At 45.1% G+C, this 17,452-nt stretch carries 17 protein-coding genes, 1 pseudogene and 2 riboswitches; of the genes and pseudogenes, 16 read left to right on the forward strand and 2 right to left on the reverse strand.

Features of this window, described 5'->3' with window-relative positions; translation table 11 throughout:
- The first annotated feature begins 330 nt into the window (after positions 1–330).
- Positions 331–429: riboswitch (glycine riboswitch) on the forward strand.
- A 150-nt stretch (positions 430–579) separates the two neighbouring features.
- The 3 genes from M3650_RS18420 to M3650_RS18430 all read left to right on the forward strand — a co-directional run bounded on the left by M3650_RS18420 (position 580) and on the right by M3650_RS18430 (position 4,888).
- Positions 580–1,929, forward strand: coding sequence for an alanine/glycine:cation symporter family protein (locus tag M3650_RS18420; protein WP_285848533.1), 1,350 nt, complete (start codon positions 580–582; stop codon positions 1,927–1,929).
- Positions 1,930–2,179: 250 nt separating this feature from the next.
- The gene (locus tag M3650_RS18425; RefSeq protein WP_251576849.1) at positions 2,180–3,799 is read left to right on the forward strand and encodes a helix-turn-helix domain-containing protein; all 1,620 of its coding nucleotides are present in this window, start codon (positions 2,180–2,182) and stop codon (positions 3,797–3,799) included.
- A 171-nt stretch (positions 3,800–3,970) separates the two neighbouring features.
- Positions 3,971–4,888 (forward strand): ABC transporter substrate-binding protein, encoded by a 918-nt coding sequence (locus M3650_RS18430; RefSeq protein WP_251576850.1) that lies wholly within the window; start codon positions 3,971–3,973, stop codon positions 4,886–4,888.
- A 78-nt stretch (positions 4,889–4,966) separates the two neighbouring features.
- On the opposite strand, the gene M3650_RS18435 is transcribed toward M3650_RS18430, so the two are convergent.
- Entirely contained in the window at positions 4,967–5,950 is a 984-nt protein-coding gene (locus M3650_RS18435; RefSeq protein ID WP_251576851.1) for a DNA-3-methyladenine glycosylase family protein, read from the reverse strand.
- Between the two features lie 146 nt (positions 5,951–6,096).
- On the opposite strand from M3650_RS18435, the gene M3650_RS18440 reads away from it, so the two are divergent.
- From M3650_RS18440 to M3650_RS18455, 4 genes are read left to right on the forward strand one after another with little or no spacing between them, the layout of a single operon-like run.
- Positions 6,097–6,762, forward strand: coding sequence for a bifunctional transcriptional activator/DNA repair enzyme AdaA (locus tag M3650_RS18440; RefSeq protein WP_483311760.1), 666 nt, complete (start codon positions 6,097–6,099; stop codon positions 6,760–6,762).
- Positions 6,746–7,294: a methylated-DNA--[protein]-cysteine S-methyltransferase gene (locus tag M3650_RS18445; RefSeq protein WP_251576852.1), complete on the forward strand. Its 549-nt coding sequence runs from the start codon at positions 6,746–6,748 to the stop codon at positions 7,292–7,294. The genes M3650_RS18440 and M3650_RS18445 overlap by 17 nt, the downstream gene beginning before the upstream one ends.
- Positions 7,287–8,000: a 2OG-Fe(II) oxygenase gene (locus M3650_RS18450; RefSeq protein ID WP_251576853.1), complete on the forward strand. Its 714-nt coding sequence runs from the start codon at positions 7,287–7,289 to the stop codon at positions 7,998–8,000. Before M3650_RS18445 ends, M3650_RS18450 begins: the two co-directional genes overlap by 8 nt.
- A gap of 24 nt (positions 8,001–8,024) precedes the next feature.
- Positions 8,025–8,843 (forward strand): SPL family radical SAM protein, encoded by an 819-nt coding sequence (locus M3650_RS18455; protein ID WP_251576854.1) that lies wholly within the window; start codon positions 8,025–8,027, stop codon positions 8,841–8,843.
- A 305-nt stretch (positions 8,844–9,148) separates the two neighbouring features.
- On the opposite strand, the gene M3650_RS18460 is transcribed toward M3650_RS18455, so the two are convergent.
- A complete protein-coding gene (locus tag M3650_RS18460) occupies positions 9,149–9,682 on the reverse strand; it encodes a ClbS/DfsB family four-helix bundle protein (RefSeq protein WP_251576855.1) in 534 nt (177 codons plus the stop codon).
- 268 nt (positions 9,683–9,950) lie between these two features.
- Here M3650_RS18460 and M3650_RS18465 point away from each other — a divergent pair, with 268 nt between their 5' ends.
- The 9 genes and pseudogenes from M3650_RS18465 to M3650_RS32310 all read left to right on the forward strand — a co-directional run bounded on the left by M3650_RS18465 (position 9,951) and on the right by M3650_RS32310 (position 17,448).
- On the forward strand, positions 9,951–10,523 hold the full coding sequence (locus M3650_RS18465; RefSeq protein WP_019421117.1) for a hypothetical protein: 573 nt from the start codon (positions 9,951–9,953) through the stop codon (positions 10,521–10,523).
- Positions 10,524–10,547: 24 nt separating this feature from the next.
- On the forward strand, positions 10,548–10,994 hold the full coding sequence (locus M3650_RS18470; RefSeq protein WP_251576856.1) for an RlpA-like double-psi beta-barrel domain-containing protein: 447 nt from the start codon (positions 10,548–10,550) through the stop codon (positions 10,992–10,994).
- A gap of 359 nt (positions 10,995–11,353) precedes the next feature.
- Positions 11,354–11,815 (forward strand): annotated as a pseudogene (locus tag M3650_RS18475) (spore germination protein); the annotation flags it as partial.
- Between the two features lie 64 nt (positions 11,816–11,879).
- Positions 11,880–12,374, forward strand: a complete 495-nt coding sequence (locus tag M3650_RS18480; RefSeq protein WP_251576857.1) for a Ger(x)C family spore germination protein — start codon at positions 11,880–11,882, stop codon at positions 12,372–12,374.
- 243 nt (positions 12,375–12,617) lie between these two features.
- A complete protein-coding gene (locus M3650_RS18485; RefSeq protein WP_251576858.1) occupies positions 12,618–12,884 on the forward strand; it encodes a CD3324 family protein in 267 nt (88 codons plus the stop codon).
- 140 nt (positions 12,885–13,024) lie between these two features.
- A complete protein-coding gene (locus tag M3650_RS18490) occupies positions 13,025–13,819 on the forward strand; it encodes a GNAT family N-acetyltransferase (protein ID WP_251576859.1) in 795 nt (264 codons plus the stop codon).
- A 159-nt stretch (positions 13,820–13,978) separates the two neighbouring features.
- Positions 13,979–16,051, forward strand: coding sequence for a serine hydrolase domain-containing protein (locus M3650_RS18495; RefSeq protein WP_251576860.1), 2,073 nt, complete (start codon positions 13,979–13,981; stop codon positions 16,049–16,051).
- 163 nt (positions 16,052–16,214) lie between these two features.
- Positions 16,215–16,389: riboswitch (M-box (ykoK) riboswitch) on the forward strand.
- A gap of 355 nt (positions 16,390–16,744) precedes the next feature.
- Positions 16,745–17,212 (forward strand): response regulator transcription factor, encoded by a 468-nt coding sequence (locus M3650_RS18500; RefSeq protein WP_311295102.1) that lies wholly within the window; start codon positions 16,745–16,747, stop codon positions 17,210–17,212.
- Between the two features lie 26 nt (positions 17,213–17,238).
- Positions 17,239–17,448 (forward strand): winged helix-turn-helix domain-containing protein, encoded by a 210-nt coding sequence (locus tag M3650_RS32310; RefSeq protein ID WP_311295103.1) that lies wholly within the window; start codon positions 17,239–17,241, stop codon positions 17,446–17,448.
- Positions 17,449–17,452: the final 4 nt, after the last annotated feature.

Here is a 17,452-nt window from a genome sequence, read left to right on the forward strand (position 1 = left end):
GACGAGATTTTTTTATCATCCTGGAGGCCCATATCATAATGCTCTATAGGCAGAAAAGGGAGAAATACGCATAATGTACATTTTTATTGCATATTCATTGCATATATTCATGAACGTGCATAAGCGAAGGTTAAAGTGAGCCTCCGGGGATATATTACCATTTAATCAGCCTTGCGAAATGATAGTCTGTTCTCTATAATGTAGTATAAAACTTTATAGCTGGATGAAGTTTACGGGAGACAGGCAGCAGTCTGGCCGAAGGGGTAAAGCTCTCAGGCGCTTGATTTATCGAATGATGAATTCGAATGCAATGCAAGCAGGACCGTAGATGGACAGGACTCTGGAGAGACTCCGTCATGGAGCACCGAAGGGGCAATACGGGTGATTTCACACGTTAAAACTCTCAGGTAAAAGGACAGGGATTGCAGAAGTGCAGGCATCGTTTTGCGTTGGAATTGTGACTAGTTTCACTTATCCTCGTATTTGCTATTCTGCAAAAATGTCCCCGGAGTCAAATCAACCGATTTGGCTCTTTTTCATGTCGTTCGGCAATAAATAAAGATCATGAGGGGAATTTCTATGCACATGTTAGAACAATGGTTAGGCAGCGTGAATCGTTTTGTATGGGGGCCGCCGCTTCTTATTTTGTTGGTAGGAACGGGAATTATATTTACATTCCGCCTTGGATTGTTGCAGGTGATTCGTCTGCCTCTTGCCCTGAAGCTCGTGTTCAAAGCTAAAAATGAAGGCGAAGGTGACGTAACCAGCTTTGGTGCGCTAGCTACCGCTTTGGCGGCAACGATCGGTACGGGCAACATTGTCGGGGTAGCTACTGCGATTAAAATAGGTGGACCTGGTGCGTTATTTTGGATGTGGTTGGCAGCGTTCTTTGGAATGGCAACCAAGTATGCAGAAGGACTATTGGCCGTAAAATTTCGGAAGATTGACGATAATGGACAGATATCAGGCGGCCCCATGTATTACATTGAAAAAGGTTTGGGCATTAAATTTAAACCGCTTGCCGTTTTCTTCGCCGTGAGCGGAGTATTGGTTGCACTGTTTGGAGTGGGCACCTTCCCGCAAATCAATGCAATCGTGTCTTCCGCGCAGTCAAGCTTGGGCATCCCCGTAGTGGTTACGGCGGGTGTTGTGACTCTTTTGACAGCATTGGTGACAATTGGGGGGCTCAAGAGCATCTCGCATGTAACGACCAAAGTCGTACCTGTGATGGCCATTATTTATTTAATAGCGAGCAGCATTGTCCTTATTGTTTTTGCGGATCAGATTCCTCATGCGCTGTCGCTCATATTACATGGCGCCTTTAACGCGACAGCAGCAGGGGGCGGATTCCTAGGCGCAACGGTCATGATGGCGATTCGGAATGGTATCGCAAGAGGTGTATTTTCCAATGAATCTGGTCTGGGCAGCGCTCCGATTGCGGCAGCTGCGGCAAAGGTGAAGTGGCCTGCGGAGCAAGGGCTTGTATCCATGACGGGCACATTTTTCGATACGATTATTATTTGTTCTCTGACGGGATTGACATTGATTATAACCGGGGTTTGGAACGGGTCGACTGATGGGGCAGAGATGACCCAAGCGGCGTTTGATGCAGCTATGCCGTATGGATCCATCATTTTGATGTTTTGCCTTATACTGTTCGCTTTTACCACGATTCTAGGCTGGAATTATTACGGAGAACGCTGCATGGAATATTTATTTGGAGTCAAATCCATTCTGCCTTACCGCATCGTGTTCATCGTCCTGATCGGTCTGGGCGCGTTCATCAAGCTTGAGCTGATTTGGCAGCTCTCGGACATTGTGAATGGCTTAATGGCTCTGCCGAACCTCGTCGCACTGCTAGGTCTATCCGGTGTGGTTGTGACGGAAACCCGTCTTTATCTGAAGCATATGAAAACACATAAAAAGTGAGAGGATGAAAGGTCGGAGCTGCTTCATTTGTTGTTCAATCTGTTATCAAGAGTGGTACCGCGAGTTCATCTCGTCTCTTAGGGAGACGAGATTTTTTTATGTAAATCAAGGCATCTTGTTAATTCTGTGCTGTGAACATTGGACAGATGGAACCAAGCATGAGAAAATAAGAACCTGACATTGAGAATCATTCTTACTCATATGGAAAAATTATTATGCTTAGATTTAGATGAAGCTGGAGGAAAGAGAAGTGGACGAAGGGAAACATCATATTTTTTTACATAAAGCATTGCTTCAAATCAAACAAATCGAATGCATAGCAGTCGATGCTACGTCGGGCTGGGAGAGACATGAGCTTGCTTCTCATACCTTATTGTTCGTGACGGAGGGTCACGGAAAATTATACATGAACGATGAACTTCAACCGATAGATCTATCACGGAAATCCGTTTATTTGTTGCCTGCTGGCTTCGTAGTTGCAGCTGAGAGCGACCCGACTCAATGTCTGAGTCTGTACAGAATTGCGTTTGACATGTTTCGCGTTACGGAATGGACCGAGCTGAGAAGAGTGTATGAGAAGGAGTTAACGCTTCCCGAACATGGGGAAATACGGGTCAAGCAGTACCAACGCGTTCGGCATCTGATTCAATTATTGACTAGGGGCAGAGCTTCTCTAAACGAAATGGAAGATTCACGCAAGCAATTGTACTTGCATGAGCTGCTGTGCGTACTATTGGATAACAAAGCGGCGCCTATTTCCGAGCGCACCGAAAAATCGCTGGAAGGCACGATTCAGTACATGCAGCAGGCTTATCATACGGATATCACCCTAGGGAAGCTGGCGGACATGGCGGGTATGCACCCCTCGTACTATTCCCAGCTTTTTAAACAAAAAATGAAGAAAAGCCCAATCGAGTATTTGACCGATTTGCGTATGAACCAGGCAAAGGAGCACTTGCTGGTATCGCGCAAGAAAATTCGTGACATCGCCCGTGATGTTGGATATAAAGATGAGTTTTATTTCAGCAGGAGGTTCAAAGTGTGCAATGGCATAGCGCCAACCGTGTACATTAAGAAACATCATAGCAATATCGTATCTCTTTCGCATCCTTATACCGATCATTTATTAACACTAGGCGTAAAGCCATTCGCAACACACATCGATAAGGAATCGCCATCCATGACCAAGCCGATCTATGATCGGGCATGGGAAGCCTACAGACAAACTTTATTAAAGCAAAAGCCTGATTTGATTTTATGCAAGGACCACATTTCGCTGCAAATGAGAAAGTATATAGGTGACATTGCACCGATTGTGACGATTCCCTGGACGCGATTGGACTTGTTCGGACATTTGCATGAAATAGCCCGGCTTGTGGGCAAAGAACAGGCAGCTCAAGAGTGGATAGAACGCCACGAACAGAGATCGGAACGCGAGCAAAAAAAAGTAAAAGCGGTTATCGGCGATGGAACGGTTGGGCTGCTTACGCTTGTCGATAACAGAATGAAGCTTTATGGCGCACGAAATATCGGGCATGTGTTTTACCGTTCCTTGCAGTTAACCCCCCCGGATCGGATACAAAAAGAAATGGATAAGCATATGCCTGGTACGGTTTTTAATTGGACGTCTGCAACCACAAAAAATCTATCTGATTACGAAACCGATCATCTTTTCATCGTGGTCAAGACGGAAGGAGAGGCAAAAAGCAGATTAAAAGAATGGCAAGCGAGTGAGAGCTGGAACCAGCATCCGGCGGTCAAGCATAATCGGGTATATGTATTGGATTGGGACAAATGGATGGTATATGCTCCGCGTTCTATCGATCAGCAGTTGGACGAAGCGGTGACGCTGCTCACGGCATTAAGGTGAAGATAATCCAAATTCAAATCTAAAGATATGACATGGATTTTTCAGAGGAATGATATCATGATAATGATTATCATTATCATCCTACATAATAATTCAACTCAAAGGGGTTTTTTCGAAATGTTTACACGCCATCGGACCATGATGTTTACTTTCATATGTTGTTTGCTAGTAATGGTTGTTACGGCTTGCAGCGGGGCAGCGTCGACGAATACACAAGGCGGAACGGATCAAGCAACACTGTCTCAAGCTGATGCCATCGATAATAAGCAAGATGCCAAAGCAGCAGGATCAGACAAACGGATTGCGGTGCTATCCATTCCTTTTACGAGCGATTTGCTTGCTTTGGGAATTACTCCGGCAGGTGCTGTCACCCAAAAAGGAAAGGAGTTTCTCCCTCATGTAGCTGATCTCATGAACAACACACAAAATTTAGGAAATTCTCAAGATCCCAACCTTGAAGCGATCGTGAGCATTGAACCAGACCTTATTATTGCACAGGAGGAGCTTATACAGGGGAAAAAGGAGGAGCTTGAGAAAATTGCTCCAACGATTGTGCTTAATTTTAGAAATTCGACCTGGCAAGATCAATTGTTGCAGCTCGGCAAGGCGACAGGACGGGAAAAAGAAGCTGACGCGTTTATTTCCAACTATAATCAAGAAGCCGCCAGTGCGAAAGAAAAGGTTAAGCAAGCTCTTGGAGATGAAACCGTGATGGTTCTGCGCGTGCTCAAAAAAGAATTCAGAGTATACGGGCTAGACCGTAATTACGGCTCGTTGCTTTACGAAGACTTGGGGATTAAACCTGCCAAAGGATTGGAAAACATGGGACAAGGAAAGGAAGGACCGCAAGCCATATCCAGAGAACTGCTGCCGGATTTCGATCCTGATCATATCTTGCTTGAGGTTTCCGTCGACGCTGCCGCACAGCAGCTGTTCAAAGAGTTGGAGGAGAGTGCTATCTGGAAAAATATGAAGGCCGTCAAAAATGGCAATGTGCATGCGATTGAACAACAGCCATGGTTGGATTATTCGGCGATAGGCCAGCTTAAATCTTTGGAAGAAGCGGTAAAGCTATTTACCCAAAAATAAGAGACAGGCATTTCAGTAAAACAAGCGTCATCCATATGCGGATGGCGCTTGTTGTTGATTGTACTCGTCATCACGAGCTTAATAAAGGAATCTCCATAAATAAAAAGTGGCATAGGACTCCCAATTTGTCCATGTTGAAGATAGCTGCAAGATCTCTTCTTTGGTTGGTTTCTGTTCGGTGCCCATAAGATGTTTGATTGCATTGTGCAGACCGACATCATCAATGGGAAACGCAGAAGGAATTCTCAGACAGCGCATCAGAACATAGTTAGCTGTCCACGGTCCGATCCCCCGGATACTTACTAGCATCTTTTCCGCTTTTTTATAGTCCCCTGTGGCCAGCAATCGTTTTTTAGTCAGTTTCCCTTCGGCGATCAGTTGGGCTACCCCAATGAGATATTCGCTTTTCTTGGTTGTCATTTGCAATACAGCCAAATCGCTAACCGCCAATGCCGCGATTTCATGAGGGGAGGGGAAGATCCAATATTGCTCTCCATCCAGCTCCACGCTGCGGCCGAAGTTTTCTACGAGACGTCTTTTCAAGGTATAAGCAAAGGCAAGGTTAATTTGCTGTCCGATGATTCCCCAACATAATGCCTCGAATAGATCGGGAATTCCGACATTGCGCAGTCCATAAAACTCACTGACCGCTCTGTGCAGCAATAAATCATTTTTGGCCAAATCATAAAACGGGCGCAAATCGGTCTCCAAATCAAACCACTCGCTTACATAGCCCGCCACCGCGGCACGAACCTCTTGGCGAGAAGGCGTTGTATTCCCCAAAAAACGGATGGTAAGCACGTTCTCATGTTCCGCGCTAATTTCAATGATTGGCGTTTCCTGACCGATCGGGACAGCTTTGTAGATCCTATGATCCTTAATATGAAACAAGCATTCATTAGGGGCGTTAGACAGGTATTTCATATTTTCGGAAAAGCTGAATTCTTTCGGCACAGACAATTTTAATTGTTGCCCGTTATCTTCCCAGGAGGCTTGCGGAAGACTGGGCACGTTTATTAAATATGGGTCATCCCACTCCGGATTTATCGTATTCCTTTTCATAAAAATCCTCCCATTCATATCAATAACATTACACTCTTAGTTGTAACACAAAATGATTTTATGCAATTTTGATATCTTGCTTTTATATTCTTAGAAGCGTACATACGGCCATCATTGGGGTTATACTGTGTGTGGAGGCGAACACGATGAAGAATCAAACAGGGCATGAGCATGAGTATATGCACATCGCAACTCAAATCGCAAATACTGCAGGTACAGGCGGGGAAGGCATAACGGATGAAATGTGGCAAGCCATAACGCGAAACGATGCGTCCTACGATGATAAGTTTTTTTACGCCGTAAAGACCACGAGTATTTTTTGCCGGCCGTCTTGCAAATCCAAGCCTCCTAATATTGAAAATGTACGCATATTTCAAAGCGCCCAGCAGGCCATGTCAGAACATTTTCGTCCCTGCAAACGATGTAAACCGAGCGGACAACGATTGCCTGATGATGATTGGGTGGCTCAAATCACGCAATACATTGACATGAATTACAGTGAAACTATAACGCTGGAAACGCTGGCGGATGTGTGTCATGGCAGTCCCTATCATTTGCATCGCACCTTCAAGCGGATCAAGGGAATAACTCCGGTTGAATATATTCAGCGGACGAGAATTGCGAAGGCCATTGAGTATCTTGCCACTACGGATAAAGCAATCGCGGAGATTGCCCTGTATGTAGGCATCCCCAACACAGCTTATTTTATAACTTTGTTCAAGAAGAGAACGGGGCATACGCCTACAGACTATCGCCAATTAAACAGTAGCAAAATAACCACGGAGGTGCTGGACAATGAAAGCAAAAAATAATGCTGCGATTTATTGGACTTTGCTTGTTCATGAACAATGGCACATGCATATCGCTGCAACATCAAAAGGACTTTGTTACGTAGGTTCTCAGAATAAGCCATTTGAAGAGTTGTCCCATTGGGTTAAGAGCCGTTTTCCGAACAGCGTTACGGTGCAGGATGATGAGAAATTACAACCGTATGCGGCTGAATTAATCGAGTATTTCCAAGGGAAGCGCAAGACCTTTACAGTGACATTTGATTTTTACGGCACTTCGTTTCAATTAGCCGTATGGAACGCGCTGTGCGAAATTCCGTACGGGCAGACTCAGTCCTACTCCGACATTGCGAATCACATTCAAAAACCGGCTGCGGTACGTGCTGTTGGAGCTGCTATTGGCGCCAATCCGGTATTAATTACAGTCCCTTGCCATCGGGTAATCGGTAAAAACGGCGCGCTGACCGGTTATCGGGGCGGTCTGGACATGAAGACGCAGCTGCTGCAGCTGGAATGTGAAAGCTCGCTCATCGAAGGGAGTCCGCTGCATGCCTAATCGTCTCGCAGAGCGCATTGCTTCTATGGACTGGAATTCGCTGCAGCTCTCGCTGGACGAGAAGGGTTATGCTGCACTTCCACCTCTATTGGACAAAGAGCAGTGTCGTGCAATTATAGATACGTATGATGAGGAATCCAATTTTCGAAGTACAATAGATATGGCCAGATACCGGTTCGGAAGTGGGGAATACAAGTATTATCGAGAGCCTCTTCCCGGGTTGTTGCAACAGCTTCGTGTAACCTTCTACCTTGAACTCGCCAAAACGGCTAATCGTTGGCTGGAACAGCTCGGGCGTGACGCCATCTATCCGGCCGAGCTGCCAGAATTTCTTGATCAGTGCCGCCAGCAGGAGCAGCTGCGCTCAACACCGTTGATACTTAAATATGAAGCAGGCGGATACAACTGTCTGCATCAAGATTTGTATGGAGAAGTTTTCTTTCCATTCCAAGTCGTATTTGCATTGAATCAGAGAGAGACGGATTACACTGGCGGGGAATTCCTGCTAATGGAGCAAAGGCCGAGGGCGCAAAGCAGGGGACATGTTATTACACTGGAACAAGGAGCAGGGCTTATCTTCCCGACGAATCACCGTCCTGTTTCCGGCTCGCGCGGGTACTATAGAGCTACGCTTCGACACGGCGTCAGTACGATTACATCGGGCATTAGGTACAGTCTGGGTATCATTTTCCACAATGCAAAATGAGTGTATTCGCAGGGGGATTCGGGTGTGAAGAGTGAATTTTTTTACAAATATCCAAAGACGCTTCTTAATAAAGGAACAGGGTTTCTGTCCGATTATAGCCACTCCCTGAATCCATATACAGGCTGTTCATTTGGTTGTTCATACTGCTATGTGCGTCAAATGCCTGTTTCGATATTCCGTAAGGAGGAATGGGGGACTTGGGTGGACATCAAGCAGGAAGCGGCCCATATTCTGCGCAAAGAGCTTCGCAGAGCGAAGGAAAAAGGGAAGGTGACAATCTTCATGTCATCCAGCACTGACCCATACCAACCCATTGAGCACAAGGAGAAAGTCACTAGATCCTTGTTGGAAGTAATGGTTCAAGATCCACCGGATTTTTTATTTGTGCAGACCCGAAGTCCATTAGTCCGGAGAGATATTGATCTATTACTTCTATTAAAGGATAGAGTGCGAGTGAGCATGACCGTTGAAACAGACCGAGAAGATATACGTAAACATTTTACGCCGGGCGCCCCGCCGATTAGCGCAAGGTTAAAGACGCTGCAGCTTTTGACAGATGCAGGTGTGCCGGTACAAGCAACCATAGCCCCGGTGTTGCCCAGCAGTGAACAGTTTCCGGAAATATTAAAGAGACTGGTCAGCCGCATCTGTGTGGATGATTATTTCATGGGAGACGGCAGCGGAGGAAAAAGAACCAAGAATCTAGGTATATATTCAATGTACGAAGGAATTGGTCTGGAAAAATGGTACGATCCTTCCGCATATCGTATTGTATATGAAAGATTGCTAAAGGTGTTTTCCAAAGAGCAAGTCTATTTGAGTCAGAAAGGCTTTGCGCCTTAATAAAAATTGTATTACCCTATTCAGGCTGCGTCTTAACACTATCCTATCAGGATGGTGTTTTTCATTTATTACGTAATACAATATCGGCCTCCGTGAAGCTATCTACTGAAAATCATTCTTTTTGGGTACATGAAACTACGAATCGGGTATGGAGGCCTGTTGGTGTCCGCAGTATACTTTTGAAAACAAGCGCTACGCAGCATCATTAATAATCTGGTTGCATGACTGCGGACAAATGGATGGAAGAAGAGCTGGTATTGGTCAATAGGCAGAGATCATTTTGGAAGAAAAGAATGGTTCTAAGGTCAAGGAAGAAGGTTCACTTTCGCATGGTTCTTTTTCCACTTGCGAATCTTGGCTCTAAAAGATGTAAATGGTGCAACTGAATTAATATGAATCCATCTAATCATTGGCCAGTTCGGATTATCACCGGTCCACTTCTGAACACCTTGTGTATAGAGTTCATCGTCACTTAAATTATCAATCCAATCTAACCATTTCTTTTCTAAATCGCGAAATAAATGACGCAATTCAGTTAGAGTGCAATCCGAATAATTTTTGTAAAACGATTGATACAATTCGCCCAACTGATTCCATTTATAATCAGGAGAAGGCATCTGCACCACTTCCCCCTCTTTTTCGTTTTTGTCCCAACTCATAACAAGATTGAGCCAGCCTAATTGGTAAGCAATAATTTCTGCTGGTGTTCTATCCACTTCAGGCAGTCTGATGTCTTTTTGACTATCATCAATATCGTTATACTCGCCATCTAATAATAAATATCTTTTGTGAATCTCTTCTTTCAAATCCGTCTTGCTTGCATAAGCATACGTCGCCATACATTCAGCTCCTATCATTCAATTGATTGTATTATGGCATAAATAACATGACAACAGTACGTCATATTTATATTGATTTGACCGAAACACGTGAAGGAAATCAAGCGGGGTACTCTAAGATAAATAGTATTAAAGAACTATTTTGATGTAATGACATAATAAGTCATTTTTAGCTATTGCTGATATATATTATCATCTGATAGATTTAAAATAGTCTATAGGCAACGTGCTAGAGTTTACTAAGTAGATGTAGAGAGGTATTCGAAATATGAAGAAAAAAATCTACACTTTGTTAGGCATTGTCATCATATTTGCTTGTGCTTTCGTTGTTCAAAGGAATATAGCCGATTCCAAAGCTATCCATTTCGATCCACAACAATTAACTGTAATGGAAGCCTTACATGCAGGCATGCTAGAAGCAAAAAAATGGGATTCAGGCGCTGTACCGCTTTATTTGACAAGTGTAGATGATGAGCTTGGAAAAAAAAGCGGGCAGGACGGCAGGAGGAGGAGGTGGAACTTACAAGTCAGTACTCCAGATCATAAACGGGCAGTCGTGTCCATACGCGATGGCATTGTAGAAAAGGTGTATCCCGGAGTCGGCCCTTATATTCCTGAAATGGTCGTCTCAAGTGAAGAAATCAATATTGATAGTCCTCAATTAGTAAAAAAGAGTAAACAAGAACGTAACCTATTGCCTGGTATCGATTGGGCTAATGGCTATCATTTTGTTCTTCAAGTATTAAATGGCCAATCTACAATTACAGTGGTCGGTCTTGATAACTCAACAAAATTACAACAAATCATTTATGACTCTTCTTCAGGAGAGATCATGAATTAATAGATTACATAAGGAGGAATGACTATGAAAAAATCGCTTTTTACAATGTTAATTTCTGTTGTATTAGCTTTTACAACCTCCTCAGCGGCTTTTGCAGATACCACTTATACCAATCAAGACTTTACAGCATATACCGGAGCCTCTGGAGACAATAGTCCTGTATTCGCAAGTGGTAATGGCGCATATATTGGCGGGATTGCTGTTCATCCATCTTCGTGGGGCAGCAGCAATTGGAATAAACCTACATATCGATTTGGAGCAATGATTGTATTGAATAATAATCAACGGATTACGATTCCTGGAGGATACTCTTTAAATACATTCATTGTTGAAGATACGGGCGATCTTAATAATGCCGGAAAGCTTACCTATCGATGGATCGATGTTTATTTTGGAAAATATAACTCAACAACACATCAAGCAGCTATCAACTTCGGCAAAAAGAAATTCAGCTACACGGTCATCTCCTGAATCTAGTCTCTGGCCGCCCTTGGGGCGGTCTTTTACTATTAAAAACACGGGTATTGTTTTGCTGGAAGGGGACGGCTTTGGCTGTCTCTTTTTTTCTGTTTGAAGAATGAAGGCGCTGACTGCATCATCTGCAGTTATGATAATGGAGGCGATAACATCATTTGCATGATATGTAAAATAAAAGGGAATAATTTGTTTGATTATGCAAAGCGACCACCACGAAAATAAGCGCACAACGCGACATTAACGAAGCCCAAAGGAGGCGGTCAAGCGATGACGCTCTACGCCAATACGCTGCGGGAAAAGCTGCTTGCGCAATTCCACGATAGTGCCGATCTGGTTGTCCGCCCCGTCTCATGCGTATCGATCTCGCCAGCCATTCGCTAATGGAAGGCAAAGTCGTCATTCTGGCGGACGGCAGTCCGCAGGCGATTATAGGGCCGAGCGAATTCATAGATTTCTTCCTGTCGACCGAAGACCGCTATTTTGGTTGGGGTATCGGGACATTTCTCCGCGGATTGCGGGTGGTGGCTTTGTTTGTTTCCGTGTTTTTGACCCCAGCTTATGTGGCGGCGCTGACGTTCCATTATGAGATAATTCCTTCCTCCTTGCTTGTATGGTTGATCGAATCCCGGTCTAGAGTTCCGTTTCCGCCATTGTTCAAGACGCTCATATTAGAAGTGACGATGGAACTGCTGCGCGAGGCGGGAGCGAGGCTGCCGACTAAGGTTGGACAGACAATGGGCATCGTCGGCGGTATCGTTATCGGCCAAGCCGCCGTCCAAGCCGCCGTCCAAGCTGGCTTCACCAGCAACATTCTATTTTGTTCGCACTGACGTATGCTGCAGCCTGGTGGAAAAATGAAAATAAAAGGGGGGACTAAAAATGAAATCCGCCTTGAACGCCTTGTGCCTTGCGATCCTATGCTTATGCGTGCTCAATGGCTGTGTACAGCCAATCGTTCTAGAAAATCTAGGGATTGCCATTGCCCTCGGATACGACGCTGCACAAGAAGCCGAACAGGAGGATAAATTGCGTGTCACGGCTGTTCTCATCAATCCGGAACCGGAAGCGAAGCAGAAGACCAAAGTGGTGTCTTGCACGGCTAATAGCAGTAAAGGCGCCAACATTTATCTCAATCGGCAGCTTTCCCGAACTTTGGTTAACGGTCAGGTTCGGGTTGTCTTATTCGACGGCAAGCTAGGCGACCAAGGCATCAAAGAAATCGCAGACACGCTTACACGCGATCTATTTATAAAAAAAAATGGCATACCCTGTTTCCCGAGGCAAAGATTGAGTCCCGCGTTCAGGTCAATCTGGTACGCACAGGCACGTTTGAATAAGGAAGGCATGCCGCTGCCGGCTAATCGTATGGGATAGAAGAAATCATCCAAGATTACATTTATGGTACAATTGAGTAATTATGAATAAGTGGAGGTGAGTACATGTTTTTTCCTTCGGCTATTATCTTCACGGAACTCCATGCAACGTCTGCACGATAAACAAATGGCGATGGTTGCATGGAGATAAATAAATGATCGCCGACATTCATTCTGACTGTCTACCTTGTTTAGAACGCAGACTTGCATTCCTTAAGTCAATATTTTTAAGGAGTGAGTTGGAATGAAATATAAGAATGCCAATGATGTATTGCCGAAAGAATTGATATCGGAAATCCAAAAACATATCAATGGCGAGATCCTATACATCCCCAGACCGCGCGTTGCCCGCAAAAAATGGGGTGAAACATCAGGATATCGGCTTTATTTAATAGAAAGAAATAAGGAAATAAAGAGAAAATTCAAGGCGGGTTGTTCCATTCAACAACTTGCAATTGAATACAGCCTTTCATATGACAGCATACGGAAAATTGTTTATGTAAAGGAATAATAAAAAGCTTCTTTTAGGGCTGTTCCTGTGTGTTAAGAATAGTTGTAAAGAATAAAAGGGATAGAACTTTGGCCATTTTATTATATGCTGAACTTAGGAAACAATAAAATGTGGTGGAGGTTCACATGAACGATCAAAAAATGGCTGCAATGATTCAACACAACTTTACATACAAGGTTTCGTATGTTGCAAATAAAAGCACAGGAATGTCCATCAAAGAAACGGATGAATTCTTATATGTGGATTGCGGCATGCCGGCAGACACGTTCAATATCACTGTCTTGTTCAAAGATAGCGCAGATGATAAGCGTCTGCTTCATGAAACGGTGGACTATTTTACGGATAAGAATTTCCCGATGTCTTTATGGTGCTGGGACAATATAAGAGATAGCACCCGGCAAGCAATCGTGAATCATGGCTTGCTTCTCGCCGAAGTCAATGCCGGCATGTATGCATATACATCGGACTTGCATCCTGCAACGGAAATGCCGGATGGCTTTTCGGTCAGACAAGTCAGTTCACCGATGGAAGTAAGGCAATTTGGTGCCGCCTTGTCCTCTTTATTCGGGAATCGTATGGAAGGCATGTACGTGAGAAAGTACTATGATAGCCTTTCAGAATCAACTCTATACAATCATTCAGATCTGAAATTGTTTATTGGGTTACTTAATGAAAAGGTAGTATGCATAGGATCTGCAATGTATTCTAACAGCAGCGTTGGAATTTATGATATAGCGACGCTGCCAGAGCAGCGGAAAAAAGGGCTGGGCTCCGCCATGTTCAACTCTATTTTATCAGAGATCAAGAACAGCTATGACGGGCTATGTGTGCTGCAAGCGTCAGAGGCAGGCGCAAACCTGTATCGGCGAGCCGGATTCAGAGCGGTGTGCAATATCTCGGTGTATGAAAATAGAAATATGTTGAAAGTTCAATGACATGGAGTCCGCTTGTATGCCGGGCTTTCAGCGTGCAACCTTGTATCAAGAGATGCAAAGGTTGCACGCTTTTTTTTGTTATAAGCCAGTAATTGAACGATTGGCGCACATTATTCGTAATATAGATGATTAACACAATGAATACTGGGAGGCAACAAAATGAGAAAAAGACTGGCAGTGACACTGGCAGTGACGCTGATGCTATCCATGCTCGCTCCAATGATGTCGATGGCGGAAAGCAACAACAATGAACTTGGCTACGACCGAACCCGGAAAATAGCTGCTGAGAAGGCCGCGCTTTTAACGGAGACATACGGTATCACAAGCGTGCAGTACGCACTCATTGATAACGGCAATATCGTCGTATCAGGCCATTCTGGCACGAACGATAAAGAGGGGAACACGGGACTGACTGCCGATACGATGTATGGGGTAGGATCAACGAGTAAGATGTTCGCCGCGGCAGCAGTGATGAAGCTGGTGGATGAAGGAAAGGTGAATTTGGATGCGCCGGTAGCAAGTTATATATCCGACTTTAAAATGAAAGACGATCGTTACAAACGAATTACTCCGCGCATGTTGTTGAACCATTCCTCCGGTCTTGGCGGAGCTACGCTTGGGAATGCCATGTTGTTCGACGATAACGACACCCATGCGCATGATGCATTATTGGAACAGCTGGCTGTTCAAAGCCTAAAGGCAGATCCGGGCGCGTTCTCGGTGTATTGCAACGATAGCTTTACGTTAGCTGAGATTCTGGTTGAGAGAGTAAGCGGCATGGACTTCACATCATTTATACACAAGTATTTTACAGCGCCTTTAGGCATGACCAATACAAAGACGCCGCTGGAACAGATAGATCCATCCAGGATGGCAGGACTCTATTATCCAACTTATGAAGGGCAGCTTCCAAGAGACACCGTAAATGTCATCGGAACGGGCGGCATTTATTCAACAGCTGAAGATATCGTTTCGTTTGCAAAGATCTTCACGGGGCAAGCAGACGGCATTCTTTCTGACAAATCGCTAAAGGCAATGGAGCAAGAAGAGTACAAAAGAGGCATGTGGCCGAAAGATGCCGATTCGTCAGTCGGGTTCGGGCTCGGCTGGGATAGTGTGAACATGTTCCCATTCAGCGATTACGGCATTAAGGCGCTCACGAAAGGCGGCGATACGATACTGTATCATTCATCGCTGGTCGTTCTGCCGGAGCATAACATGGCCGCAGCCGTTCTCTCCTCGGGCGGCGACAGCATGACCGATCAATTATTGGCGAATGAGATGCTGCTAAGCGCGCTGCAAGAGAAGGGCGTTATTAAAGAACGGAAACCGGCGAAGTCGCATGGCGTGCCCGTAAAGGCAAACATGCCGCAGGAAGTTGCGAAGAACGCAGGCATTTACGGCGCTTTCAACCAATTGGCCAAGATAGAAGTCAGCGCTGATGGCGAGCTGTCCGTGTCCATGATTATGCTGCCTGAATACCCCGTTGCGAAATACACGTACACCGCTGATGGCTCTTTCGTTAATGCGGATGGAAGCGAAAAGGCCAGCTTTGTTACAGAGGACAACGGACGGACCTATTTATGGGTTAGAACGTATTCCGCCTTGCCGGGCCTTGGACAGACGGCGCTGTCGCAATATACTGCCGAGAAGCTTGAAGCCAATCCATTATCGGCAGATGTGGCTGCGGCATGGGCGAATCGTGAAGGCAAGAAATATTATGCAGTCAACGAAAAATATACATCGATGTGGTATTACATCTCTATGCCTTCCATCCAAGTCTCCACCGTTACAGATGCTTCTGGGTATTGGGCGAACAAAAAGATAAAAGGGGCGGACAAAGCGGTCAGCGAACTGCAAATCCCGTTTTTGGGCAGCAGAGATGCGATGGAACACAATTTTTATACGAAAAAGGGCATTGAATATTTGGATGTAGCCGGCAGCCTGTATGTTCGCGAAGAGGCTGTAAAGCAGCTCTATGCGGGCAAGCAATCTTCTGTTACCGTCCAAGCGGATGGATATGCCAAATGGTACAGCATTCCTGCGGCAGCCGCAGGAAAGACGATGCTGGTTGATATGCCGGAAACAGGCGCCTTCGTTGTATACGATCAAAAAGGCGCGTGCGTGAACGACACGGTCGTCAGCGGCAAGAACGAGATCGTGCTGCCGCAAAGCGGAACAGTTGTATTCGCAGGCGAGGCTGGCGCGAAATTCGGAATTTCACTGAAATAATTTCATCATGCAGCAGGTTTGCGCGGCGGCGCTGAACCCGCTTTTATTAAGGGAAGTGGGGAGTTCCACTAGAGAAAGATTTACTCACTTGGTCAAATCGTTATGATTTTCACCTTGGCTATTGACAATTGCAAGCGATAGGGATACGATTCAGAAGTAATAAATATGTCCTCGTTAGGTGAGGCTCCTATACAAATACAGGCCACTGCCCGGAAACATCGAAAGATGCCAATGGGTAGAACAGGGATTGCCGGATTAAGGCTTTTCATAACGTGGCTAAGAGATGAATGATTCTCTTTACGTTGTATAGTGCCAAAACTCGGCTTGGGGGAACGGATGTTTTTTTGTGTGCATTCATTACACCCTCTAGTCATACTAGAGGGTTTTTTCATTTTATTTAGAAAAGGGGGGAACTTCCGAATGGACAGTCTTCCGAGTAGTGTATCATATAATCATCAGCACTATGCAAAAAGGGAGAACTGTGTTCTCTTCGCTCTCAAATGTTTCCCTTACGTATATTCCCGGCGGCTCTAACTGGCAGGGCAGGTCTATTTAAATATGCGTATTTGACTAATGAGCGAATGAGATAACACATACAACAGTCAGCTCTCCCTGATGCCAGGGAGAGCTTTTTTGTGATCGTTTATTTCATTATTAGCCCAATGAATTGGATTGGGCCTTGGGGAGGCAGCTATGGAATCTTTACACCGCAACCATGTGCTCATTGTTGAGGATGATGACAATATAAGACGTTTTGTATCGATTAATTTGGAAAGAAACGGATTCACAGTCACTGAGTCTGCACTTGGAGCGACGGCTTTACAGAGTCTCGCCGCAACTCGGCCGGATGTAGTGGTTCTGGACATCATGCTTCCCGATATAGATGGTTTTGAGTTTTGCAGGAAGCTAAGAGAAATCGATCCCTATATCGTGATTGTCTTTCTCACTGCGCGCGGACAAGACTTGGACAAGATCAGGGGGCTTGAACTTGGTGCTGACGATTACATCGTAAAGCCGTTCAATCCGTTAGAGCTTATCGCGAGAATCAGAACGGTGCTGCGCCGTACCCAGCATGCGGGGGGACCTCACGCAAGGTGCTCGAGTCTGGCGCGATCCGGCTTGATCTGGATGCTAACAAGTTATTTAAATCTGACTGTTTAATCGATTTAACGCCGAAAGAATATCAAATGATTAAGGTGTTTTTGGAATATCCCGATAAAGCCTTATCCAGAAACGACCTTCTGAATCTGATTTGGGGAGTGAATTTTGTCGGAGATCCCAAGACCGTAGATGTTCACGTTCGCAAGCTAAGAGAAAAGATTGAAGACGACTGCTCCAAGCCGCGGCTGATCGAAACCGTCTGGGGACGAGGATACCGTTGGAGAAAGGAAGAATGAAATT

Origin of the sequence: Paenibacillus sp. MER TA 81-3, assembly GCF_023713585.1 — a bacterium.
In the GTDB taxonomy this organism is placed as follows: domain Bacteria; phylum Bacillota; class Bacilli; order Paenibacillales; family Paenibacillaceae; genus Paenibacillus_B; species Paenibacillus_B profundus.